Origin of the sequence: Stenotrophomonas sp. SMYL89, from assembly GCF_036319985.1 — a bacterium.
Lineage (GTDB): Bacteria > Pseudomonadota > Gammaproteobacteria > Xanthomonadales > Xanthomonadaceae > Stenotrophomonas > Stenotrophomonas maltophilia_Q.
Genome location: NZ_JAWIRW010000013.1, coordinates 40,202 through 65,588, shown reverse-complemented (window position 1 = coordinate 65,588; position 25,387 = coordinate 40,202). Strand labels below are relative to the sequence as shown.

Annotated in this window: 27 protein-coding genes; 20 read left to right on the top strand and 7 right to left on the bottom strand. The window is 66.6% G+C overall.

The window, feature by feature from the left end; genetic code table 11:
- Positions 1-206 precede the first annotated feature (206 nt).
- Positions 207-1,289, top strand: a complete 1,083-nt coding sequence (gene ugpC, locus V3B41_RS15740) for a sn-glycerol-3-phosphate ABC transporter ATP-binding protein UgpC (RefSeq protein ID WP_049429310.1) — start codon at positions 207-209, stop codon at positions 1,287-1,289.
- Between the two features lie 138 nt (positions 1,290-1,427).
- On the opposite strand, the gene V3B41_RS15735 is transcribed toward ugpC, so the two are convergent.
- Positions 1,428-2,303 (bottom strand): folate-binding protein YgfZ, encoded by an 876-nt coding sequence (locus V3B41_RS15735; RefSeq protein WP_049429309.1) that lies wholly within the window; start codon positions 2,301-2,303, stop codon positions 1,428-1,430.
- 39 nt (positions 2,304-2,342) lie between these two features.
- On the opposite strand from V3B41_RS15735, the gene V3B41_RS15730 reads away from it, so the two are divergent.
- The 10 genes from V3B41_RS15730 (at position 2,343) to V3B41_RS15685 (ending at position 9,417) form a co-directional block, all read left to right on the top strand.
- A complete protein-coding gene (locus V3B41_RS15730) occupies positions 2,343-2,513 on the top strand; it encodes a DUF1674 domain-containing protein (RefSeq protein WP_005409075.1) in 171 nt (56 codons plus the stop codon).
- A gap of 56 nt (positions 2,514-2,569) precedes the next feature.
- Complete coding sequence (sdhC, locus tag V3B41_RS15725; RefSeq protein ID WP_005416132.1) at positions 2,570-2,962, top strand: succinate dehydrogenase, cytochrome b556 subunit; 393 nt, start codon at positions 2,570-2,572, stop codon at positions 2,960-2,962.
- Entirely contained in the window at positions 2,959-3,345 is a 387-nt protein-coding gene (gene sdhD, locus V3B41_RS15720) for a succinate dehydrogenase, hydrophobic membrane anchor protein (protein ID WP_049400952.1), read from the top strand. The genes sdhC and sdhD overlap by 4 nt, the downstream gene beginning before the upstream one ends.
- 31 nt (positions 3,346-3,376) lie before the next feature.
- Positions 3,377-5,167 (top strand): succinate dehydrogenase flavoprotein subunit, encoded by a 1,791-nt coding sequence (sdhA, locus tag V3B41_RS15715; protein ID WP_049429308.1) that lies wholly within the window; start codon positions 3,377-3,379, stop codon positions 5,165-5,167.
- 66 nt (positions 5,168-5,233) lie between these two features.
- Positions 5,234-6,019, top strand: coding sequence for a succinate dehydrogenase iron-sulfur subunit (locus V3B41_RS15710; RefSeq protein WP_005409079.1), 786 nt, complete (start codon positions 5,234-5,236; stop codon positions 6,017-6,019).
- Between the two features lie 98 nt (positions 6,020-6,117).
- Entirely contained in the window at positions 6,118-6,366 is a 249-nt protein-coding gene (locus tag V3B41_RS15705; protein WP_049429307.1) for a succinate dehydrogenase assembly factor 2, read from the top strand.
- Entirely contained in the window at positions 6,317-6,766 is a 450-nt protein-coding gene (locus V3B41_RS15700) for a hypothetical protein (protein WP_100443618.1), read from the top strand. Before V3B41_RS15705 ends, V3B41_RS15700 begins: the two co-directional genes overlap by 50 nt.
- 23 nt (positions 6,767-6,789) lie before the next feature.
- Entirely contained in the window at positions 6,790-8,031 is a 1,242-nt protein-coding gene (locus tag V3B41_RS15695) for a lipoprotein-releasing ABC transporter permease subunit (protein WP_049427320.1), read from the top strand.
- Entirely contained in the window at positions 8,024-8,737 is a 714-nt protein-coding gene (lolD, locus tag V3B41_RS15690) for a lipoprotein-releasing ABC transporter ATP-binding protein LolD (protein WP_014036806.1), read from the top strand. Before V3B41_RS15695 ends, lolD begins: the two co-directional genes overlap by 8 nt.
- A 230-nt stretch (positions 8,738-8,967) precedes the next feature.
- Positions 8,968-9,417 (top strand): DUF6491 family protein, encoded by a 450-nt coding sequence (locus tag V3B41_RS15685; protein WP_197620728.1) that lies wholly within the window; start codon positions 8,968-8,970, stop codon positions 9,415-9,417.
- 72 nt (positions 9,418-9,489) lie between these two features.
- Here V3B41_RS15685 and V3B41_RS15680 read toward each other — a convergent pair whose 3' ends face one another.
- From V3B41_RS15680 to ftsY, 3 genes are all read right to left on the bottom strand, one after another.
- Positions 9,490-9,759: an oxidative damage protection protein gene (locus V3B41_RS15680; protein ID WP_049427989.1), complete on the bottom strand. Its 270-nt coding sequence runs from the start codon at positions 9,757-9,759 to the stop codon at positions 9,490-9,492.
- A gap of 5 nt (positions 9,760-9,764) precedes the next feature.
- On the bottom strand, positions 9,765-10,889 hold the full coding sequence (gene mutY / locus V3B41_RS15675) for an A/G-specific adenine glycosylase (protein WP_100443616.1): 1,125 nt from the start codon (positions 10,887-10,889) through the stop codon (positions 9,765-9,767).
- 91 nt (positions 10,890-10,980) lie between these two features.
- Positions 10,981-12,282, bottom strand: coding sequence for a signal recognition particle-docking protein FtsY (ftsY, locus tag V3B41_RS15670; RefSeq protein ID WP_049427985.1), 1,302 nt, complete (start codon positions 12,280-12,282; stop codon positions 10,981-10,983).
- Between the two features lie 129 nt (positions 12,283-12,411).
- Here ftsY and V3B41_RS15665 point away from each other — a divergent pair, with 129 nt between their 5' ends.
- Positions 12,412-12,711 (top strand): hypothetical protein, encoded by a 300-nt coding sequence (locus V3B41_RS15665; protein WP_329861666.1) that lies wholly within the window; start codon positions 12,412-12,414, stop codon positions 12,709-12,711.
- A 145-nt stretch (positions 12,712-12,856) separates the two neighbouring features.
- On the opposite strand, the gene htpG is transcribed toward V3B41_RS15665, so the two are convergent.
- Positions 12,857-14,749: a molecular chaperone HtpG gene (gene htpG / locus V3B41_RS15660; RefSeq protein ID WP_197633688.1), complete on the bottom strand. Its 1,893-nt coding sequence runs from the start codon at positions 14,747-14,749 to the stop codon at positions 12,857-12,859.
- A 755-nt stretch (positions 14,750-15,504) separates the two neighbouring features.
- On the opposite strand from htpG, the gene rsmD reads away from it, so the two are divergent.
- The 6 genes from rsmD (at position 15,505) to V3B41_RS15630 (ending at position 20,316) form a co-directional block, all read left to right on the top strand.
- The gene (rsmD, locus tag V3B41_RS15655; RefSeq protein ID WP_197633689.1) at positions 15,505-16,083 is read left to right on the top strand and encodes a 16S rRNA (guanine(966)-N(2))-methyltransferase RsmD; all 579 of its coding nucleotides are present in this window, start codon (positions 15,505-15,507) and stop codon (positions 16,081-16,083) included.
- Positions 16,084-16,109: 26 nt separating this feature from the next.
- Positions 16,110-16,619 carry a pantetheine-phosphate adenylyltransferase gene (gene coaD / locus V3B41_RS15650; RefSeq protein WP_005409091.1) on the top strand — a complete coding sequence of 170 codons (510 nt, stop codon included), beginning with the start codon at positions 16,110-16,112 and terminating at the stop codon, positions 16,617-16,619.
- 60 nt (positions 16,620-16,679) lie between these two features.
- Positions 16,680-17,171: a hypothetical protein gene (locus tag V3B41_RS15645; protein WP_197633690.1), complete on the top strand. Its 492-nt coding sequence runs from the start codon at positions 16,680-16,682 to the stop codon at positions 17,169-17,171.
- A gap of 132 nt (positions 17,172-17,303) precedes the next feature.
- Complete coding sequence (locus tag V3B41_RS15640; protein ID WP_004153175.1) at positions 17,304-17,585, top strand: YfhL family 4Fe-4S dicluster ferredoxin; 282 nt, start codon at positions 17,304-17,306, stop codon at positions 17,583-17,585.
- Positions 17,582-19,312, top strand: a complete 1,731-nt coding sequence (gene ggt / locus V3B41_RS15635) for a gamma-glutamyltransferase (protein WP_049429084.1) — start codon at positions 17,582-17,584, stop codon at positions 19,310-19,312. Before V3B41_RS15640 ends, ggt begins: the two co-directional genes overlap by 4 nt.
- Positions 19,313-19,428: 116 nt before the next feature.
- Positions 19,429-20,316, top strand: a complete 888-nt coding sequence (locus tag V3B41_RS15630) for an MBL fold metallo-hydrolase (protein ID WP_005412984.1) — start codon at positions 19,429-19,431, stop codon at positions 20,314-20,316.
- 120 nt (positions 20,317-20,436) lie between these two features.
- Here the strand turns inward: V3B41_RS15630 and V3B41_RS15625 are convergent, their stop codons facing one another.
- Together V3B41_RS15625 and upp are read right to left on the bottom strand one after the other, a co-directional pair.
- The gene (locus tag V3B41_RS15625; protein ID WP_012479780.1) at positions 20,437-20,730 is read right to left on the bottom strand and encodes a PsiF family protein; all 294 of its coding nucleotides are present in this window, start codon (positions 20,728-20,730) and stop codon (positions 20,437-20,439) included.
- Between the two features lie 171 nt (positions 20,731-20,901).
- On the bottom strand, positions 20,902-21,534 hold the full coding sequence (upp, locus tag V3B41_RS15620) for a uracil phosphoribosyltransferase (RefSeq protein WP_005409099.1): 633 nt from the start codon (positions 21,532-21,534) through the stop codon (positions 20,902-20,904).
- 168 nt (positions 21,535-21,702) lie between these two features.
- Here upp and V3B41_RS15615 point away from each other — a divergent pair, with 168 nt between their 5' ends.
- Both V3B41_RS15615 and V3B41_RS15610 read left to right on the top strand, forming a co-directional pair.
- Positions 21,703-24,264, top strand: a complete 2,562-nt coding sequence (locus V3B41_RS15615; RefSeq protein WP_329861665.1) for a TonB-dependent receptor — start codon at positions 21,703-21,705, stop codon at positions 24,262-24,264.
- A complete protein-coding gene (locus V3B41_RS15610) occupies positions 24,264-25,379 on the top strand; it encodes a phytase (RefSeq protein ID WP_049426849.1) in 1,116 nt (371 codons plus the stop codon). The genes V3B41_RS15615 and V3B41_RS15610 overlap by 1 nt, the downstream gene beginning before the upstream one ends.
- Positions 25,380-25,387 lie beyond the last annotated feature (8 nt).

The following is a 25,387-nucleotide window of genomic DNA, read 5'->3' as shown; positions in this document are numbered from 1 at the left end:
CGGAAGCTTCGTTCCACCGCCGACGCAGATCGGTGCGCACCGATCATCGGATAGTGCCACGTGAAAACGTTTACATGGCAGAATGGGCAACTGTATTCGATTGCAGTGCTCGCCGTCATGCGGCAAGCGCGCAATCATCACTGCCATCGGGAGGGCCGAGGCAGTCCCAAAAGACAGCCCGGCTTCGGGCGGACCGGATAGGTGATATGGCAAAAGTGCAGTTGCAGGGTGTGCGCAAGGTCTATGACAACGGCCAGGTCGCGGTGAAGGACGCCACCTTCGAGGTCGCCGATGGCGAGCTGATGGTGCTGGTCGGCCCGTCCGGCTGTGGCAAGTCGACCCTGCTGCGGATGGTGGCTGGCCTGGAGGAGATCAGCGGCGGCACGCTGAGCATCGGCGACCGCGTGGTCAACGACGTGGCGCCGAAGGACCGCGACATCGCCATGGTGTTCCAGAGCTACGCGCTGTACCCGCATATGACCGTGGCCGAGAACCTGGCCTTCGGCCTGAAGTTGCGCGGCCATGACAAGGCCACCATCGACAAGCGCATCGCCGAGGCGGCGCAGACGCTGGGCCTGACCGAGATGATGGACAAGCTTCCCAAGGCGATGTCCGGTGGCCAGCGCCAGCGCGTGGCACTGGGCCGTGCGCTGGTGCGCGAGCCGGCGGTGTTCCTGCTGGACGAGCCGCTGTCCAACCTCGACGCCAAGCTGCGCCACAGCGTGCGCACCGAGATCGCGCAGCTGCACCGCAAGCTGGGCACCACGATGATCTACGTGACCCACGACCAGGTGGAAGCGATGACCCTGGGCCAGCGCATCGTGGTGCTGAAGGACGGCATCATCCAGCAGATCGATACGCCGATGGCGCTGTACGACCGCCCGGCCAACCTGTTCGTGGCCGGTTTCCTCGGCAGCCCGGCGATGAACGTGCTGCGTGGCACGCTGCAGGGCGACGCCGGTGGCGTGACTGTGGTCGACGGCGACTGGCGTGCACCGCTGGGCCAGGCCACGATCGATCCGGCGTGGCTGCAGAAGCCGATCGCGGTGGGCGTGCGTCCAGAGCACCTGCAGCCGGCGACCGCCGACGATGCGCATGCGTTCAGCGCGCGCATTGAAGGCATCGAACCGGTCGGCAACGAGATATTCGTCAACCTCAGCAGTGGCCAGCACGCGCTGACCATGCGCGTGGCGCCGCAGGCGTTGCCTGCGGTGGGCGAGGACATCCGCGTAGCGATCCACCCGCAGGGCCTGCATTTCTTCAACGCGGAAACCGGCGAGCGCCTCTGACCCTGTAGAGCCGAGCCCACGCTCGGCTGTATTTCATGGAGAAGCCGAGCATGGGTTCGGCTCTACAGAAGGTGGGTTCAGTAGATCGACGCCATGCGTGGATGAAGCGGTAGCGCCGGGCCGTGCCCGGCGTGAACCTCAGCGTGCCAGGCCATCCAGCAACGGCACGCGCTGCGCCACGGCGCCACCCACCTGCAGCTCGGCGTCGCCGGCCTCCAGTGGCAAGACCGCCAGCGCCAGCTCACCGGCCACGCTGGCAATCGTGCCCAACGCGACGCCGTCCTGCTGCACGCCATCGCCGGCCTGCGCCGGTGCGGCTGTCTGAAGCAACTGCACCGCACGCTTGGCCTTGCCGAGGAAGTGGGTGCGGGCAACGATTTCCTGGCCCGGGTAGCAGCCCTTCTTCACGCTGTAGCCGTTCAGGCGGTCCAGGCCCAGCTGCTGCGGGGTCCACACTTCGCGCTGGCTTTCCTCCAGCCGCGGAAGGCCGTAGCGCAGGTCGGACTGGCGCCAAGCCAGGGCGAAAGCGGCCTCATCGGTTTTGCTGCCGGCGGCAAAGGCATCAGCGGCGCCAATTCGCAGGGTGCGCGGCAGTGCGTCGCTGCCCAGATCCAGTTCCCAGTCGTCCGCTGCAGCGTGCGCAATCGCGGCGCCGCTGGCGGCCTCCGGCGCAGTGAACGCGCCGGCCACGGCCAGATCGCTGCGCACCTGCACCTTCACCTTGCGACGGAACACGAAGCGCTGCAGTTGCGACGCAATCGCATCGGCATCGCCGTCGGCCAGCACCAGCATCACGTGGTCCTCGGCCAGCCGAAGCAGCTGGAACACCGCCAGGGTGCGGCCCTTGGCGCTCAGCCAGGCACTCCACTGCCAGTGCTGCAGGGGCAGGGCGGTGACATCGCTGCTGAACTGGGCGTGGGCGAAGACAGCCGCATCCGGGCCTTGCAGGCTCAGCAGCTGGTGGCCGGGCAGGCGCGGATATCCGACGAAAGCAGGGGGCAGGTTGTCAGGCACGTGAACGAGGTCTAAAATTTGTGCGTTGCGAGACCGAACATGATAGGCCAAACAACCCCCACTCCCGACGACGAATCTGAAGCCCCGCTGGTCCCTGCGGCACCCGTGCCCGTGGAACAGGAAAAGGCGGAGGAATTCGGCGGCCGCGGCGGACTTGATCCGGTGCGGTATGGCGATTGGGAGAAAAACGGACGCTGCATCGATTTCTGATCAGCATTGAGCCAACGCGGCCGCGTGCCGCCCAGCCGAGACAACGAGCCCAGCGAATGGCGACCAGACAACGCCCACTTTCCCCGCACCTTCAGGTGTATCGCTGGCAGATTCAGATGGCCACCTCGATCCTGCATCGAGCTACTGGCATCTTTCTGTCTGTTGGTGCCCTCATCATCGCTGCCGGCCTGCTGGCGCTGATGATGGGGCCCGAGTCCTGGAACTGCTTCACCGGCCATGCCGGGGCCTGGTATGGCCGCGTGTTCCTGTTCGCGTGGACATGGTCGTTCGCCTATCACCTGTGCAATGGCATCCGCCACGTCGTGCAGGACTTCGCCATTGGTTTCAGCATCCCCGCCTTCATCCGCAGCAGCTGGCTGTCGGTCATCGGCAGCCTGGTGATCACCCTGCTGGTGTGGGCCTATGTGATGTTCGGAGGTGCCGCGTGAGCAAGTTCCGTACCCCGTTGAAGAACGTGCGCGGCCTCGGTTCGGCCAAGACCGGCACCGAGCACTTCGTGCACCAGCGCCTGACCGCCGCCGCCCTGGTGGCACTGGGCATCTGGTTCCTGGTCTTCGTGCTGGGCCTGCTGGGCTCGGACTACGCGACCGCCGCCGCCGCCGTGGCCAAGCCGTGGAACGCCGTGCCGCTGATCGGCCTGCTGATCGCCATGTTCTGGCACGCGCAGCTCGGCATGCAGGTCGTGCTGGAAGACTACATCCACGAATCGCTGCTGGCCCTGGTGCTGCAGACCGCGGTGAAGTTCGTCGCCGTGCTCGGCATGATCGTCAGTGTGTTTGCGGTGGGCCGCATCGCCCTCGGCGTTGCCTGAGCCCAGGCACCTACACAGGAATCCAGATTAGATGTCCGCTTACAAGATCACCGAACACAAGTACGACATGGTCGTGGTCGGCGCCGGCGGTGCCGGCCTGCGCGCCACGTTCGGCCTGGCCGCCAAGGGCCTGCAGACCGTGTGCCTGACCAAGGTCTTCCCGACCCGCTCGCACACCGTTGCCGCCCAGGGCGGTATCTCGGCCGCACTCGCCAACATGGGCGAGGACGACTGGCGCTACCACTTCTTCGACACCATCAAGGGGTCGGACTGGCTGGGCGACCAGGACGCCATCGAATACATGTGCCGTGAGGCTATCCCGGCCATCATCGAGCTCGAGCACTACGGCGTGCCGTTCTCGCGCACCGCCGAAGGCAAGATCTACCAGCGTCCGTTCGGTGGCATGACCACCAAGTACGGCGAAGGCCCGGCGGCGCAGCGTACCTGCGCGGCGGCCGACCGTACCGGCCACGCGATGCTGCACACCCTGTACCAGCAGTCGCTGAAGCACGACGCGCGCTTCATGATCGAGTACTTCGCACTCGACCTGATCTTTGACGATGAGGGCGCGTGCCGCGGTGTGCTGGCCCTGGACATGTCCGACGGCACTCTGCACCTGTTCCGCGCCCAGGGCGTGGTGCTGGCTACCGGCGGCTACGGCCGTGCCTACTTCAGCGCCACCTCGGCGCACACCTGCACCGGCGACGGTGGCGGCCTGGCCATGCGTGCCGGCATCGCCATGCAGGACATGGAGTTCGTGCAGTTCCACCCGACCGGCATCTACGGCGCCGGTTGCCTGATCACCGAGGGTGTCCGCGGTGAAGGTGGCATCCTGCGCAACAGCAGCGGCGAGCGCTTCATGGAGCGCTACGCGCCGCATTACAAGGACCTGGCCTCGCGCGACGTGGTCAGTCGTTCGATGACCATCGAGATCCGCGAAGGCCGCGGCGTCGGCGAGCACAAGGACCACATCCTGCTCGACCTGACCCACCTCGGCCCGGGCGTGATCGACGAGAAGCTGCCGGGCATCGCCGAGAGCGCCCGCATCTTCGCCGGCGTCGACGTGCACAAGCAGCCGATCCCGGTCATCCCGACCGTGCACTACAACATGGGCGGCATCCCGACCAACTACCACGGCGAAGTGGTGCAGAAGGTCGGCGACAACGACAATGCCGTGGTGCCGGGGCTGTACGCCATCGGTGAAGCGGCCTGCGTGTCCGTGCACGGCGCCAACCGCCTGGGTTCGAACTCGTTGCTGGACCTGGTGGTGTTCGGTCGTGCGGTGGCCAACCGCTGCGCCGAGACCATCAAGCCGGGCGCTTCGCACAAGCCGCTGCCGGCCGATGCCTGCGACAAGGCGCTGGGCCTGCTGGACAAGCTGCGCCACGCCAACGGCGATACCCCGACCTCGGTCATCCGCGATCGCATGCAGCGCACCATGCAGGCCGACGCGGCCGTCTTCCGCACCAGCCAGACGCTGAAGGAAGGCTGCGAGAAGATGGACAAGATCTTCGACTCGTTCCAGGACGTGAAGGTCTCCGACCGTTCGCTGGTCTGGAACTCGGACCTGATCGAGACCTACGAGCTGAACAACCTGCTGCTCAACGCGGTGGCGACGATCAACTCGGCCGAACAGCGCAAGGAAAGCCGCGGCGCGCATGCGCACGAGGACTATCCGGACCGCGACGACGTCAACTGGCAGAAGCACACCCTGGTCAGCGTCGACGAGAAGGGCAAGTGCAGCTTCGACTACCGTCCGGTGCACATGTACACGTTGACCGACGACGTGTCCGTGGTGCCGCCGAAGCCGCGCGTGTACTGATCCGACCCCGCCTACCATGCAATCCGCGCCCACGGGCGCGGGCCGCCTGAGCCAACGAGAGCAGCCATGGCCGAGTTTTCACTCCCCAAGAATTCCAAGATCACGAAGGGCAAGCACTTCCCCGTCAAGAACGGCGGCAAGAACGTGCGCACCTTCAAGATCTACCGCTGGAGTCCGGACGACGACAGCAACCCGCGCACCGACACCTATGAAGTCGATCTGGACGCCTGTGGCCCGATGGTCCTGGACGCCCTGATCAAGATCAAGAACGAGATTGATCCGACGCTGACCTTCCGCCGCTCCTGCCGCGAAGGTATCTGTGGTTCGTGCGCGATGAACATCGACGGCACCAACACCCTGGCCTGCACCCGAGCCATCTCGGACTGCGGCAAGAAGGAAGTGCCGATCTACCCGCTGCCGCACATGAACGTGGTCAAGGATCTGGTTCCGGACCTGACCCACTTCTACGCGCAGTACGCCTCGATCAAGCCGTGGATCCGCACCCAGACCCCGGCACCGCCGGACCGCGAGCGCCTGCAGTCGCCGGAAGACCGCAAGAAGCTGGACGGCCTGTACGAGTGCATCCTGTGCGCCTGCTGCTCGACCAGCTGCCCGAGCTACTGGTGGAACGGCGAGCGTTACCTCGGCCCGGCGATCCTGCTGCAGGCCTACCGCTGGATCATCGACTCGCGCGATGAGGACACCGGTGCGCGCCTGGACGATCTGGAAGATCCGTTCAAGCTGTACCGCTGCCACACCATCATGAACTGCGCCCGGACCTGCCCGAAGGGCCTGAACCCGGCGTTGGCGATCGCCGAAATCAAGAAGCTGATGATGGAACGCCGCGCCTGATACGGTCCGGCTGTACCGGGTAGAGCCACGCCACGCGTGGCTGCACCACCTCAGTAGAGCCACGCCATGCGTGGCTTTGCTGTATCTGGAGAAACACGATGGAAGAAGACGTTCTGCTGAAGAAGCTGCGCTGGCGCTGCCGCCGCGGCATGCGCGAGCTGGACCAGCTGTTCGGCCGTTACCTCGACCACGAATGGAGCGCTGCGCCGACAGAAGAGCGCGAGGTTTTCCTGTTCCTGCTCGACTGCGAGGACGATAGGTTGTGGCGCTGGTTCATGGGCTATGAGGCCTGCCCGCATGCGCACGCAATCCCCCTCATGCAGAAGATCCTCGCCCTCAAGCCTTGAGTGGCGGCCCTCACGGCTGCAGGCCGCGGCCCAGCTGGCGGTGCTGCTGGCCGCCCCCTGGCTGCTGCGCGCATCGGACCTGCCGCCGCGCCTGCTGATGCCCGCGGTACTGCTGGCCTGGGCCATCGGCGTGACCGAACTGGCCTGGCGACAGCGCAGGCCACGTGTGCAGGTGCTTCTGCCGGCGCCAGCCGAACCGCTGCAGGTGGCGGGGAAGGAGGTGGCGGCGCCGCAAATGGTGGTGCGCGGCCCCTGGCTGCTGCTGCTCTGGCGTGAGGATCGGCGCCGCCGGCGCCTGCTGTTCTGGCCGGATGTGCTCGATTCCGGGCAGCGACGTGAACTGCGACTGGCCGTCGCCGCACGCAGCGTTTCCCGTCGGCCCCGGTCGATGGCACCATAAGCTGAATTGACCGGCGTGCCTGCATGTTCAAACCCATCCCCGTGGCCATCGGCCTGCGCTACCTGCGCGCCAAGCGCCGCAACGGCTTCATCTCCTTCATCTCGATGGCATCGATCCTGGGCATCGCGCTCGGCGTCACGGTGCTGATCACCACCCTGGCGGTGATGAGCGGTTTCCAGAAGGAAATCCGCAGCCGCCTGCTGCAGATGACCGCGCACACCACCATCAGCCGCGACGGCGAGCCGATGCCGGACTGGATGCGGGTGGTCGACGTGGCCAACAAGGATCCGCGCGTGGCCGGTGCCGCGCCGTACATCGAGATCCAGTCGATGATCAGCGGCCCGCGCGTGCAGGGCGCGATCATCCAGGGCATCGATCCGGCGCTGGAACCGAAGGTGTCGGTGATCGACAAGAAGATCACCAAGGGCAGCTATGACAGCCTCAAGCCGGGCAGCTTCAACGTGCTGCTGGGCAAGGAGCTGGCGATCTGGCTGGGCGTGGACGTCGGCGACCAGGTGCTGGTGACCTTTGCAGAAGTGCAGGGCACGCCTGCCGGCGCGGTGCCACGGATGAAACGCTTCACCGTCAGCGGCATCTTCGAGGCCGGTTACAACGAAGTCGACCGTGGCGTGGGCTTCGCCAACATGCAGGACCTGGAGCGCGTACTGCGCAGCGACGGCGCCACCGGCGTGCGCCTGAAACTGCACGACATGGATCGCTCGCTGGAAGTGGGCGTGGATCTGGCGCAGAACCTCGGTGGTGCCTACCGGGTGAGCGACTGGACCCAGCAGAATGCCAACCTCTACCACTCGCTGCGCATGGAGAAGGTGGTGATGGGCATCCTGCTGTCGCTGATCATCGCCATGGGCGCCTTCAACCTGGTCTCCTCGCAGGTGATGCTGGTGACCGACAAGCAGGCCGACATCGCCATCCTGCGCACCCTCGGCCTGACCCCGGGCGGGGTGATGCAGGTGTTCATGGTGCAGGGCTCGCTGATCGGCATCTTCGGCACGCTTGCCGGCCTGATCGGTGGCATCACCCTGACCCTCAACCTGGAGCGCATCCTCGGCGCCATCGAGAGCGTGTTCAACGTCAAGCTGATGCCGGAGGATGTCTACTACATCACCGGCCTGCCGACCGACATGCAGACCGGCGACGTGGTGGCGATTACCGTGGTCGCACTGCTGATGAGCTTCCTGGCCACCCTGTACCCCGCCTGGCGGGCGGCACGCACCCAGCCGGCGGAGGCCCTGCGTTATGAATAAGGTCTTCAACCGCGGCGATGAAGTGATCCGCGCCGAAGCACTGGGCAAGACCTACGCCGAAGGGCGCATGCAGACCCCGGTGTTCGATGGCCTGGACCTGACCGTGACCGCCGGCGAAACGGTGGCGATCATCGGTGCCTCCGGCGCCGGCAAGAGCACGCTGCTGCACCTGCTGGGCGGCCTGGACATTCCGACCGCCGGCGAGGTCTACGTGACCGGCCAGCGCATGTCGGCGCTGTCGGACACCGCGCGAGGCCTGCTGCGCAACCAGGCACTGGGCTTCGTCTACCAGTTCCATCACCTGCTGCCGGAGTTCACCGCGCTGGAAAACGTGATGATGCCGGTGCTGCTGGCCGGCACCGCGGTGGCCGAGGCGAGCAGCCGCGCCACCACGCTGCTGGAAGCGGTCGGCCTCGGCCACCGCCTCGATCACAAGCCAGGCGAACTGTCCGGTGGTGAGCGCCAGCGCGCCGCCGTAGCCCGTGCACTGGTCAATCATCCGGCCTGCGTGCTGGGTGACGAGCCGACCGGCAACCTGGATGACCGCACCGCCGGCACCGTGTTCGAGCTGATGCTTGAGCTCAACCGCGCACGTCACACCAGCCTGGTGCTGGTCACCCACGACCGGAGCCTGGCGCGTCGCCTGGACCGGGTGCTGGAGTTGCGCGAAGGGCGCCTGCACGCGCTGGCCCATGCCGACGTCTGAGGCGCTGGGCCCGCTTTGGTAGAAGCCGACCTTGGTCGGCTGCTCCTGCAGGGCAAGCGCCAACCAAGGTTGGCGTCTACCGGAATCCGGCGTTCCGGGCCCGCTTTGATAGAGGCCGACCTTGGTCGACCAGGGCAGCCGCCGACCAGCGGCTGAATGGGGCTGCCGGTCGTCGCGCCGGTGTTGCCAGGCCAGGCGCATGATGGCGGCAGTTCCCCGAGGAGATCGCCATGAAGACCCCGCTTCTGCTGGCCGGCCTCTGCCTGGCCCTGGCCGCCTGTGCCACCACCGGTCGGATCAGCAGCACTGAAAAACTGGCCCTGTACCGCGCCCATGCGGGCGCGCCACAGAATGACATGCAGTTCTTCGGCAGCCTCAATGGCTGGACCGAACTGGGTGACAGCGCGCTGGCGGTGTGGACCCGGCCCAGCGAAGCTTATCTGCTGGAGTTGAGAGGCCCCTGCCAGGACCTGCCGTATGCCACCGCCATCGGCCTGACCAGCCAGATGGGCCGCGTGTCGTCGCGCTTCGACAAGGTGCTGGTGCGCGACCCCACCGGCGGCCCGCGCATGCCGTGCTTCATCGACAGCATCCGCAAGCTGGACGTGAAGGCACTGCGCGCCTCCGAGCAGGAGCTGCGCCAGGCGCAGGTGCAGGAGCGCGAGGAAGCCACGAAATAGCGGTTGTGCCGGCCGCTGGCCGGCATCGCACAGATGCCAGGTTGCCGGCCAGCGGCCGGCACTCCCTGTGGGTCAGGCTTCCGGCACGAAGCCAGCCGGCTTTTCCGCGTCCTTCTCGAACAGGAACTTGACCAGTTCGCCTTCCAGGAACGCGCGATGCTCCGGCGTGCGCGGCGACAGCCGGTTCTCGTTGATCAGCATGGTCTGGTGCACCAGCCACGCGGCCCAGGCCTGCTTGCCGATGTTGTTGAAGATGCGCTGGCCCAGCTCACCGGGGTAGGGCACGAAGTCCAGGCCCTCGGCATCGCGTTGTTCGTACTGGCAGAAGACGGTTCGGGGCATGGCACTCACTCGTGGTTGCGGGATTTCTTGGAGGTTCGTTTCGGCGTCTTGATCGTGGCGCCGTCGAGCAGTTTGCGGATCGGCGCCGGAAGGCCCAGCGCGGGCAGTTCGTCGACAGCCACCCAGCGCAGCGTGGGTTCTTCCACGCGCAGTCCGTGTACCTGCCGTGACAATACCTGCAGATGCAGCTTGTAGTGGCTGAAGGTGTGCTGCAGCACCGGCAGTTCGTCGGCATCTTCCAGCGAGCCGTCGACATGCGTGTCGAACCAGTCCTGCAGGTCACTGCCCGCCTCGGCCTGCGGCAGCGTCCACAGCTGCGCCCAGATGCCGGTGTCCGGCCGCTTCTGCAGCAGCACGCGCTGCTGGGCGTCGCGCAGCAGCAGGGCGACCGCTTCGCGTTCGGGCAGCGTCTTGCTGGGCTTGGGCGTGGGCAGATCAGTGGTGCGGCCTTCACGGCGTGCCACGCACTGGTCCTGCAGCGGGCAGATGACGCAGGCGGGTTTGGCCCGGCTGCACACGGTGGCGCCCAGGTCCATCTGCGCCTGGGTGTAGTCGGCCATGCGCCCTTCCGGCACGTGTGCCACGTGCGCCTCGGCGATGGCCCACAACTGCTTCTCGATGGCCGGCAGGCCGGGGAAGCCGTCGATGCCGTGGTAGCGGCTGAGCACGCGCTTGACGTTGCCGTCGAGGATCGCGAACGGGTCGTTCCAGGCCTGGCTGAGGATCGCGCCGGCAGTGCTGCGGCCGATGCCGGGCAGGGCGTGCAGTGCATCGAAATCGCGCGGCAGGTCGCCGTCGTGCAGTTCCACGCAGCGCTTTGCAGCGGCATGCAGGTTGCGTGCGCGGGCGTAGTAGCCGAGCCCGGCCCACTGCGCCATCACCGCGTCGTTGCTGGCGGCGGCGAGGTCGGGCAGGGTCGGGAAGTGCTGCAGGAAACGCTGGAAATACGGGATGACCGTGGCCACCTGGGTCTGCTGCAGCATGATTTCCGACAGCCAGACCCGGTACGGGCTGCGCGGGTGCTGCCAGGGCAGGTCGTGGCGGCCGTGGTCGTCGAACCAGTGCAGCATGCGGGCGACGAAGTCGTCTTGCTGGGCGGTGTCGGCGCTGGCGTGCGGCTGGCGGGGCATCGATGTTCCAGAGAGGCAGCCACCCGTGGGTTCACCCTTGTAGAGCCACCCCATGGGTGGCCGCACCAGAGTGCGGTGGCTGCACGGTGTATCAGGCGCCCAAAGCTTCAGGCAGCAGGGCGTCGACGAAGGCTTCCGGATCGAACACGCGCAGGTCTTCCGGGCGCTCGCCGATGCCGGCAAAGCGGATCGGAATGCCGAACTCGCGGGCCAGCGCGAACACCACGCCGCCCTTGGCAGTGCCGTCCAGCTTGGTCACCACCAGGCCGGTCACGTTCACCGCAGCATTGAACTGGCGCAGCTGCGACAGCGCGTTCTGGCCGGTGGTGCCGTCGATCACCATCAGCACTTCGTGCGGGGCGGTGGGATCGATCTTGCCGAGCACGCGGCGGATCTTGCCCAGCTCGTTCATCAGACCGGACTGGGTGTGCAGGCGGCCGGCGGTATCGGCGATCAGCACCGAGGTGCCGCGGGCCTTGCCGGCCTGCAGTGCGTCGAATGCCACCGAAGCGGCATCGGCGTTCTGCCCCTGGGCGACCACGGCCACGCCGTTGCGCTCGCCCCAGGCCTGCAGCTGGGCCACGGCAGCGGCACGGAAGGTGTCGCCGGCGGCCAGCATCAGGCTGTGGCCGTCATCCTTGAAGCGCTTGGCCAGCTTGCCGATGGTGGTGGTCTTGCCGACGCCGTTGACGCCGACGGTGAGCACCACGAACGGCTTGGCGTTGCGGTCGATCACCAGCGGCTTGGCCACCGGCTGCAGGATCGCGATCAGCTCGGCGCGCAGCGCGGCCAGCAGCGCATTGGCATCAGCGAACTCGCGCGACTTCATGCGCTTGCGCAGGCCTTCGACCAGGTCGGTGGTGGCGCCCACGCCGACGTCGGCGGTGATCAGTGCGGTTTCCAGCTCGTCCAGCAGGTCGTCGTCGAGCTTGGGGTTGCGCGAGAACAGGCCGCCGAAGCTGCGTGCGATGACGCTGTTGCGCAGGCGTTCGCGCCAGCCGGGCTTACCGGCCGGCGCCGGAACGGCGTCGACCGAAGCGGCGGCTGGCAGGTCGTCGGCGGCCGGTGCCGGAGTGGATTCAGGCGCCGGTGCCGGTTCGATGGCCGCGGGCGCGATGGGAGCGACGTCGATCACCATCGGAGCTGCCGGAACCGGAGTGGCTGGAGCCTGAATCACCGGAGTGGGCTCGACAGCAACTGGAGCGACGGCTGCTGGGGCCGGCTCGACCGGCGCAGGCTCGACCGGTACGACTACAGGTGCTGGTTCTTTGTCCTCGACCGGTGCGGCCGACGGGAACGCCGCCGCCAGCTCTTCAGCCGAGTAGTGCTGGGTCTTGGGTGCCTCCGTTGCGGGGGCATCCTGGGGCTTCTTGCGGCGGAAAAAACTGAGCATTGGCAAAAGGCGCTGAAATCAGATGGATATGCTACCACTCGGGCCTGTCCGGCCGATGTGGACTCAAGGTCGCGGCCCGCCGGCCGTTAACCGGTCCGGAGGGCTGCGCAGTGCGGCCCGGAGACCGCCATGAACAACGTGATGGGAACGGCACTCAGCGGCATGCGCGCGGCCCAGCAGGGTGTTCAGGTGGCCGCGCACAACGTGGCCAATCTGGCGACCCCGCATGCCGAGCGCCTGCAACTGCAGCGCAGTGCGGTGGAGCAGGGCGGAGTGGAGACGGCGGTGGCCACCACCGGCTCCGATCCGGGCGCGCCACTGGGTGATCTGCTGGCGGCCAAGGCCGAAGTGGTGGCTTTCGCTGCCAACGCCGCAGTGATCCGGCGGCAGGACCAGATGCTGGGCTCACTGCTGGATCGCCAGGCCTGAGCAACCCGCCTCGGCAGGTGCCAACCTTGGTTGGCACGCCCGACCCGCCTCGGTAGGTGCCAACCTTGGTTGGCACTCATGGAGCAGTCGAGCATGGCTCGACTCTACAAAAGCGCGTCACCAAGGTTGACCTCCACCCTGCCGATCAGGCCGACAGCTCCAGCAGCAGCTTGTTCAGGCGTGCCACGTACGCGCCCGGGTCCTTCAGGCTGTCACCGGCGGCCAGTGCGGCCTGGTCGAACAGCACCCGGCCGAGGTCGTCGAAACGTGCGCCATCGCCTTCGGCGTCCAGCTTGGCGATCAGCGGGTGACCCGGGTTGATCTCCAGCACCGGCTTGCTTTCGGGCACCTTCTGCCCGCTGGCTTCCAGGATCTGGCGCATCTGCAGCCCCAGGTCCTGTTCGCCGATGGCCAGCACCGCCGGCGAATCGGTCAGGCGGTGCGACACGCGCACCTCGGCCACGTCGTCGCCCAGCACCGTCTTCAGGCGCTCGACCAGGCCCTGCTTGTCCTTGGCGGCCGCTTCCTGTTCCTGCTTGTCGGCCTCGCTTTCCAGCGCGCCCAGGTCGAGGTCGCCGCGGGCGATGTCGACGAAGCCCTTGCCGTCGAAATCGGTCAGGTAGCCCATCAGCCACTCGTCGATGCGGTCGGTCAGCAGCAGCACTTCCACGCCCTTCTTGCGGAACACTTCCAGGTGCGGGCTGTTGCGCACCTGGCTGTAGCTCTCACCGGTCAGGTAATAGATCTTGTCCTGGCCTTCGGCCATGCGGCCGATGTAATCGGCCAGCGACACGGCCTGCGCATCGGCGTCGCCACGGGTGGAGGCGAAGCGCAGCAGCCCGGCCACCTTCTCGCGGTTGTTGTAGTCCTCGGCCGGGCCTTCCTTCAGCACCTGGCCGAATTCCTTCCAGAACGTGGCGTACTGCTCAGGCTTGTCGGTGGCCAGCTTCTCCAGCATGTCCAGCGAGCGCTTGGTCAGCGCGGCCTTCATCGAGTCGATGACCGGACCGGACTGCAGGATCTCGCGCGAGACGTTCAGCGACAGGTCGTTGGAATCGACCACGCCCTTGATGAAGCGCAGGTACAGCGGCAGGAACTGCTCGGCCTGGTCCATCACGAACACGCGCTGCACGTACAGCTTCAGCCCCTTCGGCGCGTCACGGTGGTACAGGTCGAACGGCGCGCGGCCGGGCACGTACAGCAGCGAGGTGTACTCCAGCTTGCCTTCGACCTTGTTGTGGCTCCACGCCAGCGGGTCGCTGTGGTCGTGCGCCACGTGCTTGTAGAACTCGTTGTACTCGGCGTCGCTGATCTCGGTGCGCGGGCGGGTCCACAGCGCGCTGGCGCGGTTGACGGTCTCCCACTCGATGGCGGCGCCTTCTTCGCCGCCTTCCTTCGGCATCTGGATCGGCAGGCCGATATGGTCCGAGTACTTCTTCAGGATGCTGCGCAGGCGCCAGCCATCGGCGAAGTCGTGCTCGCCGTCCTTCAGGTGCAGCACGATGCGGGTGCCGCGCTCGGCCTTGTCGACGGTGGCCACTTCGAAATCGCCTTCGCCACGCGAGGTCCAGCGCACGCCTTCGCCTGCAGCCAGGCCGGCACGGCGCGAGGTCACTTCCACTTCGTCGGCGACGATGAAGGCGCTGTAGAAGCCGACGCCGAACTGGCCGATCAGCTGCGAATCCTTCTTCTGGTCGCCGGACAGCTGGCGCAGGAAGTCACCGGTGCCGGATTTTGCAATCGTGCCCAGGTGGGCGATGGCTTCGGCGCGGCTCATGCCGATGCCGTTGTCTTCGATGGTGATGGTATGGGCGGCGGCGTCGAAGCTGACGCGCACGCGCAGCTCGCTGTCGCCTTCCAGCAGGGCAGGCTGGGTCAGGGCCTCGAAGCGCAGCTTGTCGGCGGCATCGGCGGCGTTGGAGACCAGCTCGCGCAGGAAGATCTCCTTGTTGGAGTACAGCGAGTGGATCATCAGCTGCAGCAGCTGCTTGACTTCGGTCTGGAAGCCAAGGGTTTCGGTCTGGGTGGTCTCGGTCATCGATTAAGGCTCCATGTGCAATGCCGCGCCAGCGCGTGCGGCCTCGCCAAGGGGTATGGCTGATTGTCCCGAAATCAAGGGGTTGGTCGGGCAGGGCTTGCAGCCCTGCACCTGCAGAGGCCGATGCAACAGCAACAGCGGGCTATCCGTGGGATGGCGGGGCGGTGTGGGTGGGCAGGACACGCCGTAAACCCCCCTCCGGGGGCCGGCCCAGCCGCTGGCGGCTGTGCGTTCGGGCGCTTGCGAAGCGGTGCTTCGCAAGCAAAGCGCCCTCACCCATGGGGGCTCGATGGCGCCTTGCTCGTGTGCGCTGTCCTGCGCACTCAGCAAGACCGGGGTTGGGCGTCCTGCCCAACCCGCCCGAGGCATGCCTCGGGCCCATGGCGCCAACGGTCCTGCCAACCCACACCGCCCCGCCTCTGACAGGTTCACGCGGCTGTTGGTAGGTGTCGACCTTGGTCGACACATCTGTCAGATATCGAAATAAAACTGGGGTCAGATCCGTTTTCCGCAGGAAAACGGATCTGACCCTGCCTGTATGTCGAGCATTGGATCGCGTCTGGGGTGGAGCCCCCTGAGTCAGGGGGCGGCCGCGAAGCGGCGGGGGTGTGGAAGCTGGTAAGTGGGGCCCGCGTTTCGCGCAGCGAAGCGTGGGAGCGACAGCGCGCATGCGTTGGCGCGTCCCCGGGCGCCGCCCGGACGACTACAATCCCGCTCATGCTGAAATTCTCGAATGAACCCCGCCGGGGGCGCCTGTGAGCGGCCGTGCGGGCAACGACGGCCAGGTCCGCATCATCGGCGGGCGCTGGCGCAACACCCGCTTGCCGGTGCCGTCCCTGCCCGGGCTTCGGCCCAGCAGCGACCGCGTGCGCGAAACCCTGTTCAACTGGCTGATGCCCAAGCTGGGCGGTGCACGGGTGCTGGATCTGTTCGCAGGCAGCGGGGCGCTGGGCCTGGAAGCGGTGTCGCGCGGTGCCGCCCACGCCACCCTGGTCGAGCGTGATGCTCAGCTGGGGCGCAATCTGACCGCCGCCGTGGCCAAGCTGCAGGCTACCGAACAGGTCACCCTGGTGCAGGCCGATGCCCTGCGCTGGCTGCAGGACGCGCCGGCGCAGCAGGCCGATCTGGTGTTCATCGATCCGCCGTTCGCCGATGGCCTGTGGCAGGACGTACTGGCCCAGCTGCCGCGGCACCTGGCCGCCGATGCCTGGCTGTACCTGGAATCGCCGGCCGGCCACGTGCCGGTGCTGCCGCCGGACTGGCTGCTGCACCGCGAGGGCGGCACCCGTGAGGTGCGCTTTGCCCTGTACCGCCGCGCCGCTGCTACACTTTGACTTCATCTGAACATCTGCATCCGCCCATGACCGTGGCCAACCGCCGCATCGCCGTCTACCCCGGCACGTTCGACCCGATCACCAATGGTCATATCGACCTGGTCAGCCGGGCCGCGCCGCTGTTTGAGAAGGTCGTGGTGGGCGTGGCGCAGAGCCCGTCCAAGGGCCCGGCGCTGCCGCTGGAACAGCGCGTGCAGCTGGCGCGTGGCGCACTCGGCCACCATGGCAACGTCGAGGTCATCGGCTTCGACACCCTGCTGGCCCATTTCGTACGTTCGGTCCAGGGCGGGGTGCTGCTGCGCGGCCTGCGCGCGGTGTCCGATTTCGAGTACGAGTTCCAGATGGCCAGCATGAACCGACACCTGATCCCCGAGGTCGAGACCCTGTTCCTGACCCCGGCCGAGCAGCACAGCTTCATTTCGTCCTCGCTGGTCCGCGAGATCGCGCGCCTGGGCGGCGACGTGTCCGGCTTCGTGCCGGCCGCGGTGCTCGAAGCCCTGCGCAAGGTCCGCGAAGCGAAGGCGGCACAGTCGTAAGCCCCGCTGTACCCGCACCCCATTACGTACAACACCACGCACCATTCCGGGAGGAAACCCATGAACACCACCATGCGCGCGATGCTGATCGCTTCGTTGGCCCTGGCCTTCACCGCCTGCAAGAAGGAAGAGGCCGCTCCGGTCGACGAGGCCAAGCAGGCCCTGGTCGCCCCGGCCAAGGATGACGATGCAGGCTGGAAGAAGTACCTGCAGGAAGTGGCCATCCAGAACATGGGCAACATCACCAACAGCCCGTTCCTGTACTACCTCTCGCCGGAATCGGACCCGGACTTCCAGTCCAAGTACGAGCGCCAGACCGAGAGCGCGACCCAGGCCGTGGCCCGTGGCGTGCAGCCGGGCAACATGCTGGCCTTCGGTTCGTCGGCCTCGGGCAAGATGGCTGACATGATCCAGGCCGTGTTCAAGGACGTGTCGCCGGATTCGATGAAGGGCGTGCGCGTCGTCTTCATCGGCCAGTCGGCCGACAACGCCCGCGTGCAGGCTGCCATCCAGCCGACCGGTGCCGAGTACATTTTCGTCGAAGCCAAGTAATACCGAGCCATGGCGGCCATGTTCCGGCATGGCCCGGGCGGCGCTCCGCAGGGGCGTCGCTGATGACCTGACCGGCCCGCGCGCCCGCGCTGGCCGGTCCTTTGTCCCAGGGCGCGGGCGAGGAGTATCGCCGTGTCGCTGAAAATCAACGAGCTCTGCGTCAACTGCGACGTATGCGAGCCGGCCTGCCCGAACCAGGCCATTGCGATGGGTGAAACCATCTACGTGATCGACCCTGCGCGCTGCACCGAATGCGTGGGTCATTTCGACGAGCCACAGTGCGTGGTCGTCTGCCCGGTCGAGTGCATCGATCCGGACCCGGAGATCGTGGAAACGGAAGACCAGCTGCTGGCCAAGCTGCGCCAGCTGCAGCACGATCACCCCGAACTCTATGCGGAGCCCCCATCCGAATGAAGACGCTGATCGTCCGCCCCCTGTTGCTGCTCGGCCTGCTGCTGAGCCCGATTGCCTGGGCCGACAGCCCGGCCCGTGCCGAGCGCCCCGATGGCGCGGCCATTGCCAGTGGGCACGCGCTGGCGACGCAGGCCGGCATCGACATTCTGGCGCAGGGCGGCAACGCCTTCGACGCCGCGGTGGCAGTGTCGTCCACGCTGGCGGTGGTCGAGCCGATCAGCTCCGGCCTGGGCGGTGGCGGCTTCTTCCTGCTGCATGACGCGGCCACCGGCAAGGACGTGATGCTGGACGCGCGCGAGACCGCGCCGGCCGCTGCAACGCCGCAGGCCTTCCTCGACAAGCAGGGCAACCTCGACCGTGACCGCTCGGTCAACGGTGCCTGGTCGGCCGGTATTCCGGGCCTGCCTGCAGCGCTGGTCGAATTGTCGGCCAAGCATGGCAAGCTGCCGCTGTCGGCCTCGCTGCAGCCAGCCATCCGCATCGCGCGCGAAGGTTTCCCGGTGTACGACCGCATGGCCAAGGGCTATGCCTCGCGTCGTGAGGTGATGGAGCGCTATCCCGGCACGCGCGAGGTTTACCTGCGCAACGGCAAGCCGATCGCCACCGGTGACCTGTTCAAGCAGCCGGAACTGGCGCAGACGCTGGAGCGCCTGGCCGCGGGTGGCTTTGATGGCTTCTACAAGGGCCAGACCGGAAAACTGCTGCTGGCCGGGGTGAAGCAGGCTGGCGGCAAGTGGACCGCTGAAGAGCTGGCCGGCTACCGCGTGAAGCAGCGCGAGCCGATCGTGTTCAACTACAACGGCTGGAAGATCACCACTGCGCCGCCGCCGTCGTCCGGTGGCATCGCGCTGGCCAGCATGCTGCAGATCCTGGAAGGCTGGGACATCAACAAGATGGACCCGGCGCACCGCACCCACCTTGTGGTGGAGTCGATGCGCCGTGCCTACCGCGATCGCACCTTCTTCCTCGGCGATCCGGACTTCGTGCAGATCCCGCAGAAGGTGCTGACCAGCAAGGATTACGCACAGGGCCTGCGCGCCACCATCCATCCGGAGAAGGCTACGCCCAGCGACCTGCTGTCGGGCAATCCGACCCCGCTGGAAGACGACGAGACCACGCACTTCTCGATCATCGACCGCGACGGCAACCGTGTCGGCGCCACCCAGACCGTCAACCTGCTGTACGGCTCGGGGCTGATTCCGAAGGGCACCGGCGTGCTGCTGAACAACGAGATGGACGACTTCGCGCTGAAGCCGGGCACGCCCAATGCGTTCGGTGTGATGGGCTACGAGGCCAATGCACCGAAGCCGGGCAAGCGCATGCTCAGTTCGATGACGCCGACCTTCATGGAGAATGCCGACAAGGTGGTGGTGCTGGGCACCCCGGGTGGCAGTCGCATCATCACCATGGTGCTGCTGGGCATCCTCGGCTACGACGCCGGGCTGGATGCGCAGCAGGTTGCCGCGCTGCCGCGTTACCACCACCAGTGGCTGCCGGACCTGATCGAAGCCGAGGACGATGCGTTCGACGCGGCGACGGTGAAGCAGCTGCAGGCGATGGGCCACAAGATCGACCTGCCGGGCAACGTCGCCGCCGGCGGCCGCGGTTCCAGCCACGTGTGGGGCAACCTGCAGACCGTGGAATGGGACCGCAAGGCCAATAGACTGTTCGGCGGCAGCGACCCGCGCAACCCGGTCGGCAGCGCCCAGGTCGTGCCGGCCCGCTGATGCGGCGGTAGCGCCGGGCCATGCCCGGCGGACGCAAACCTTGAAGCCCCGCCACGGCGGGGTTTTCTGTTTTCTTCCTAGCGATTATTTAACGAGCCGGCGCCGATAATCAGCCCATGAAACTCTGGTCTATTCGTGGAAACTCGCAACGCCTCGATGGCGGCGCGATGTTCGGCAACGCGCCGCGTGCGTTGTGGGAAAAATGGGCGGCACCGGACGAGCTCAATCGCATCGAGCTGGCCTGCCGTGCGCTGCTTGCCAGCCCGCTGGAAGGCAAGACAGTGCTGTTTGAAACCGGTATCGGCGCATTTTTCGATCCGCGCATGCGCGAGCGTTACGGTGTGCAGGAAAGCCAGCACGTGCTGATCGATTCGCTGCGCGAGGCCGGTTTCGAGCACGAGGATATCGACGTGGTGGTGCTCAGCCACCTGCACTTTGATCACGCCGGTGGCCTGCTGGCGGCGTGGAGCGAAGGGCGTGAGCCGGAACTGCTGTTTCCCAACGCGACCTATGTGGTCGGTGCGCAGCATTGGCAGCGCGCCATGCAGCCGCATCCGCGCGACCGCGCCAGCTTCATTCCGGAGCTGCCTGGCCTGCTGCAGGCCAGTGGCCGCCTGGAAGTGGTGGACGGCGAGTACTCGAAGGTACTGGGTCGCAGCGTCCGCTTCAGCTACAGCGATGGTCACACGCCGGGGTTGATGCTGGCCGAGATCGTCGGCCATGCGCACGCCGGCGAGGATGCGCACGGCGGGGTGGTGTTCTGTGCCGACCTGATTCCCGGCCGCTCCTGGGTGCACGTACCGATCACCATGGGCTACGACCGCAACGCCGAACTGTTGATCGACGAGAAGCGGCAGTTCCTTGAGGACAAGCTGGCGCGCAACGTGCATCTGTTTTTCACCCACGATCCGCAGGTGGCACTGGCGCAGCTGGGGCGCGATGACAAAGGCCGTTTCGTGACCCTGCACGAGCAGGGCGAACTGAAGGCGCGCGCGCTGGGGTGAGGGGTGTTGTCGGCGGGGCTTGCAGCCCCGCCTCTGACAGTTGGCTGCGATCTATCGGGGTCGGATCCCGTTGCTGCGCAACGGGCTCTGACCCCATTCGATTGAACTGGACGAGCGATGCTACGAGGCCTTCAGGCAGCTGCTCATGAAGGTCTTGCGCGCATCACCGGCCAGCTTCTTGGCACCCGCGTCAGCGTTGCACTTGCGCATGCGTTCCTGCTGCGCATTGGCCGGCTTGGCTTCGGCGGCGTGGCCACTGAGGCAGGAACTCTGCGCGGTCTTGTAGGCGTCACCCTTCAGGCCCTTGTTCTTGGCCGAGCAGTCGGCCATGCGCTGCTGCTGCGGCGTGGTGGCATTGGCGGCCAGGGGCAGGCTGACCAGCAGGACAGCAGCCAGCAGGAATGAAGCTTTCATCGGGGACACTCCAAGCGGTGGCGGGTGCGCGGAGCATTGGCCTGCTGGCAGCAAGGCCACGTGAAGAAACGTGCCCCGGCCGCCGCAGCCGGCCTGTAGTACAGCGCTTGGGGTAGCGCCTGGGGTCAGATCCCTTTCGGCACGAAAGGGCTCTGACCCCGGTTCGCCGGATCAACCGACGCGGGTACCGAAGATGCGATCACCGGCATCGCCCAGGCCCGGTAGGATATAGCCCTTGTCGTTGAGCTGGGCGTCGATGGCCGCGGTGTAGATCTCCACGTCTGGGTGCACGGCCTTGACCGCTTCGATGCCTTCCGGCGCGGCCACCAGGAAGATGCCCTTGATGCGGCGGGCGCCGGCACGCTTGAGCATGTCGATGGTGGCGATCAGGGTGCCGCCGGTGGCCAGCATCGGGTCCAGGATCAGCGCATCGCGCTCTTCCAGTCGGCCGGTCAGGCGCTCGAAGTAGGGCACCGGCTGCAGGGTTTCCTCATCGCGCTGCAGGCCGACCACGCTGACGCGCGCGGCCGGGATCAGCGACAGCACGCCGCTGAGCATGCCCAGGCCGGCGCGCAGGATCGGCACCACGGTGATCTTGGCACCGGCGATGCGCTGCACGGTGACCGGGCCGGCCCAGCCGGGCAGGGTGTGCGGTTCGGTGTCCAGGTCGGCGGTGGCCTCGTAGGCCAGCAGGGTGCCCAGCTCGTTGGCCAGTTCGCGGAAATCCTTGGTGCTGAGCGCGGCGTTGCGCATCAGGCCGATCTTGTGCTGCACCAGCGGGTGGCGCACTTCGACGATCTTCATGGTCGGGAAGGGGAAGAAGGAGAGAGGCCGCCATTTTGCCGGATTGGGCGCACAACCCCAAACCGGGGCCGGAGACGGCCTGCATGAAATGTGCAGATGCATGTCATTGCCATGCAACCTTGCGGACATACCGTGCAGACCCATTCTTAACAGGAATGGGGATTCCCAGTGCATATCAAGACTCCGTTGGCCGTTGCCATCACCCTGACCCTGGCGATGGGGGCTGCCGCACCGCTGCAGGCCGCCGGGCAGCAGGCGGTCGCCGCCACCGGCGCCGTGGCCGCCGATGCGGTCGACCTGGACCGCATTGAAGTGCGCGCCCAGCTTGAATCGCAGATCCGCGCAGTGGACCTCAAGCGCAGCAGCGACGCGATCGAAGACGCGGTGTCCTCCGACGCGCTGGGCCAGTACCCGGACAAGAACGTGGCCGAGTCGCTGCAGCGGCTGCCGGGCATCAGCGTCACCCGCGACCAGGGCGAGGGCCGCTTCGTGGTGATCCGTGGCCTGGATGCCAATCTCAACAGCGTCAGCGTGGATGGCATCGCCGTGGGTACGCCGGAGGATTCCAGTCGCGCCGCCCCGCTGGACGTCATCCCGTCCGATTCCACCGAGCGCCTGCGCGTGGTGAAGTCACCCACCCCGGACATGCCCGGCGACGCCATCGGCGGCGCGGTGCTGGTCGAGTCGGCCTCGGCCTTCGACCGTGACGGCCGCAGCCTGCGTGGCAAGATCGAAGGCAGCCATCAGCAGCTGTCCGGTGAAACCAGCCCGAAGGCGGCCTTCAACTACAGCGAAGTGTTCAACGACACCTTCGGCGTGGCGCTGGGCGTGAACTACCAGAAGCGCAAGTTCGAGTCGGACAATACCGAAGTGGAGTACGACGGCGAGGATGACGCCGCACCGGGCGACGTCACCGCGATCAACCTGCAGCACCGCAAGTACGAGATCGAGCGCAAGCGCATCGGCGCCAACCTCAACCTCGACTGGCGCCCGAACGAAGACAGCAGGTACTACCTGCGCACGCTGTACAGCCAGTTCGACGATGCCGAAACCCGCCAGCGCGTGATCTTCAACTTCGACGACGCGAAGATGGTCAAGACCGGCACGGACCAGTACCGCCTGGATGGCATGCCGAAGGATTCGATCGACAAGCGCATGCGCTATCGCACCAAGAAGGAAAACACCTTCGCGGCCAGCCTGGGCGGTGAGAACAAGCTGACCAACGCCGTGGTCGACTACAAGGTGGGCTACACCCGCACCGAAGAGCGGGTGAACGATGAGATGGAAGCGCGCTTCAAGCTCAGCGGCAAGGCCTTCAATGGCACGCTTGACCAGAGCAGCCGCCTGCCCAGCTACAGCTTCGACAATCCGCAGTGGCTGGACAACAGCAACTACGCCTTCGACCGCTTCGTGCTCTCGCCCAAGCAGGTCAATGACAAGGAACACAGCGCGCAGGTCAACGTGCGCTTCGACGGCGACAGCGGCAGCATCAAGATCGGCCTGCTGGGCCGCTGGCGCGACCGCGACGTCAATGTCGACGAGAACGAACTGCGGGTCGGCCCGAAGGTCGCGCTGTCGAGCTGGAGCACCTCCTCGCCCGAACACCGCCATGGCAACCTGGGCGACGCCATGGACTCGGCGGCGATGCGCGCGTTCTGGGCGGCCAATGGCAGCCAGTACAGCGCCCGACCGCAGGACATTGGCGGCAACGCGATGACCTCGCTGGAAGAAGACTACGTGGCCAGCGAGGACATCTTCGCCAGCTACGCGATGGGTACCTGGGACATCGGCGCACTGCGCATCATCGGCGGCGTGCGCGTGGAGAACACCCAGTTCAAGGCGACCGGCAACCAGGTGGACGTGGCGGCCAACGGCCGCAGCTTCACCGTCACCCCGCGCGTGGCCAACAGCAGCTACACCAACGTGCTGCCGGGCCTGCACCTGCGCTACGACGCCGCAGACGACTGGGTGCTGCGTGCCTCGGCCAACAAGACCGTATCGCGCCCCTCGTTCGGTGACATTTCACCGCGCGTGGGCTACAGCCGGGGTGACGAGGAAGTGCGCCTGGGCAATCCGGAACTGGACCCGTACGAATCGAAGAACATTGACCTGTCGGTGGAGAAGTACATCGGCACCAGCGGCATCGTCTCGCTGGGCCTGTTCCACAAGTCGATCGACGGCTACATCGTGGAAACCGTGCGCACCAATGATCCGGCCTACGGCGGTTTCGACGTGACCCAGCCGATCAACGGCCGCAAGGCCACCGTGCGTGGTGCCGAGTTCAACTGGCAGCAGCAGCTGGCCTTCCTGCCTTCCGGCCTGGATGGACTGCTGGTCGGTGCCAGCGGCACCTGGCTGGACACCACGTTCGATGCCGGCATCAAGGACCGCCCAGGCGAGGACTTCACCCTGCCACGTGCCTCCAAGCACGTCTACAGTGCCCATATCGGCTATGAGAAGTACGGTCTGAGTACGCGGCTGGCGGCGGTATACCGCAGCGAGTACCTGGACAGCATCGGCAAGGGCCGCGCCTTCGACATCTACGTTGCGCCGAACACCCAGCTCGACTTCTCGCTGGACTACAGGTTCACTCCACGCGTGAGCATGTACCTGGAAGCACAGAACCTGCTGGACAAGCCGCTTGAGCTGTACCAGGGCACGCGCTCGCGCACGCTGCAGATGGAAGAGTATGGCCGTACCTACGTGCTGGGCCTGAAGGTGGCACTGTGATGGGGCGTCGCATCACCGTCATGGCCGCGGCGCTGACGGCTGCCCTGCTGGCGGGCTGCACGCCGGGCTCCAGCAACGATCCGTCCGTGGCCAAGCCCGGGGCAAAGGCCACGGCCGAGCGTGCGGTGACCACCATCGCCGAGGCATTCCTTTCGCCGATGACGCCGGCCGACAACATCGATTCGCCCGCCGCCTGGCGTGCACCTGACGGAAAGCTGTGGCTGATCGCCACTGCCAAGGCCACCGACAAGCTGGTGGTCTACGACGGCAGCAGCGGCCAGCACCTGCGCGACGTAGGCAGCAGCGGCACCGCGCCAGGGCAGTTCGACCGCCCAAACGGCATCGCGGTGACCGACGATCTGCTGTGGATCGTGGAGCGCGACAATCACCGCGTACAGGTACTGGGCCTTCCGGACTTCACCCCTCTGGCGACCTTCGCTGCGGACGACCTGCGCAAGCCGTACGGGCTGTGGGTCGACCGCCGTGCCGATGGCTACAGCGTCTACGTCACCGACTCCTGGGACAACGGCGAGGATGCACAGGGCCGTGACATCCTGCCGCCGCTGGAGGAACTGGACAAGCGCGTGCGCCAGTACCACGTGACCCGCGACGGTGCGAAGGTCGAAGCGAAACTTGTGGCCAGCATTGGTGACACCACGGAGGCCGGCGCCCTGCGCGTGGTCGAATCGATCTGGGGCGACCCCGAGAACGACCGCCTGCTGATCGCCGAGGAGGACGAGAGCTACGCCAGCGAGTTCAAGGTCTACACGTTGGCGGGGCGTTTCACCGGCACCACCTTCGGCCGTGATGTGTTCAAGGCACAGGCCGAAGGCGTGACCCTGCGCACCTGTGGCAAGGACGGCTGGTGGATCACCACCGAACAGGGCAAGCAGCGCAGCGTGTTCCACTTGTTCGACCGCCATACCCTGAAGCCCGTCGGCGCGTTCCAGGGCAATACCGTGGCCAACACCGATGGCATCTGGATGATGCAGCAGCCCAGCGCGCGCTTCCCCCATGGTGCGCTGTACGCGGTGCACGACGACCAGGGCGTGGTGGCGTTCGACTGGGAGAGCATCGCCAAGCAGCTGGCGCTGCCGCTGGAGTGTGGCGCATGAGCCGGCGT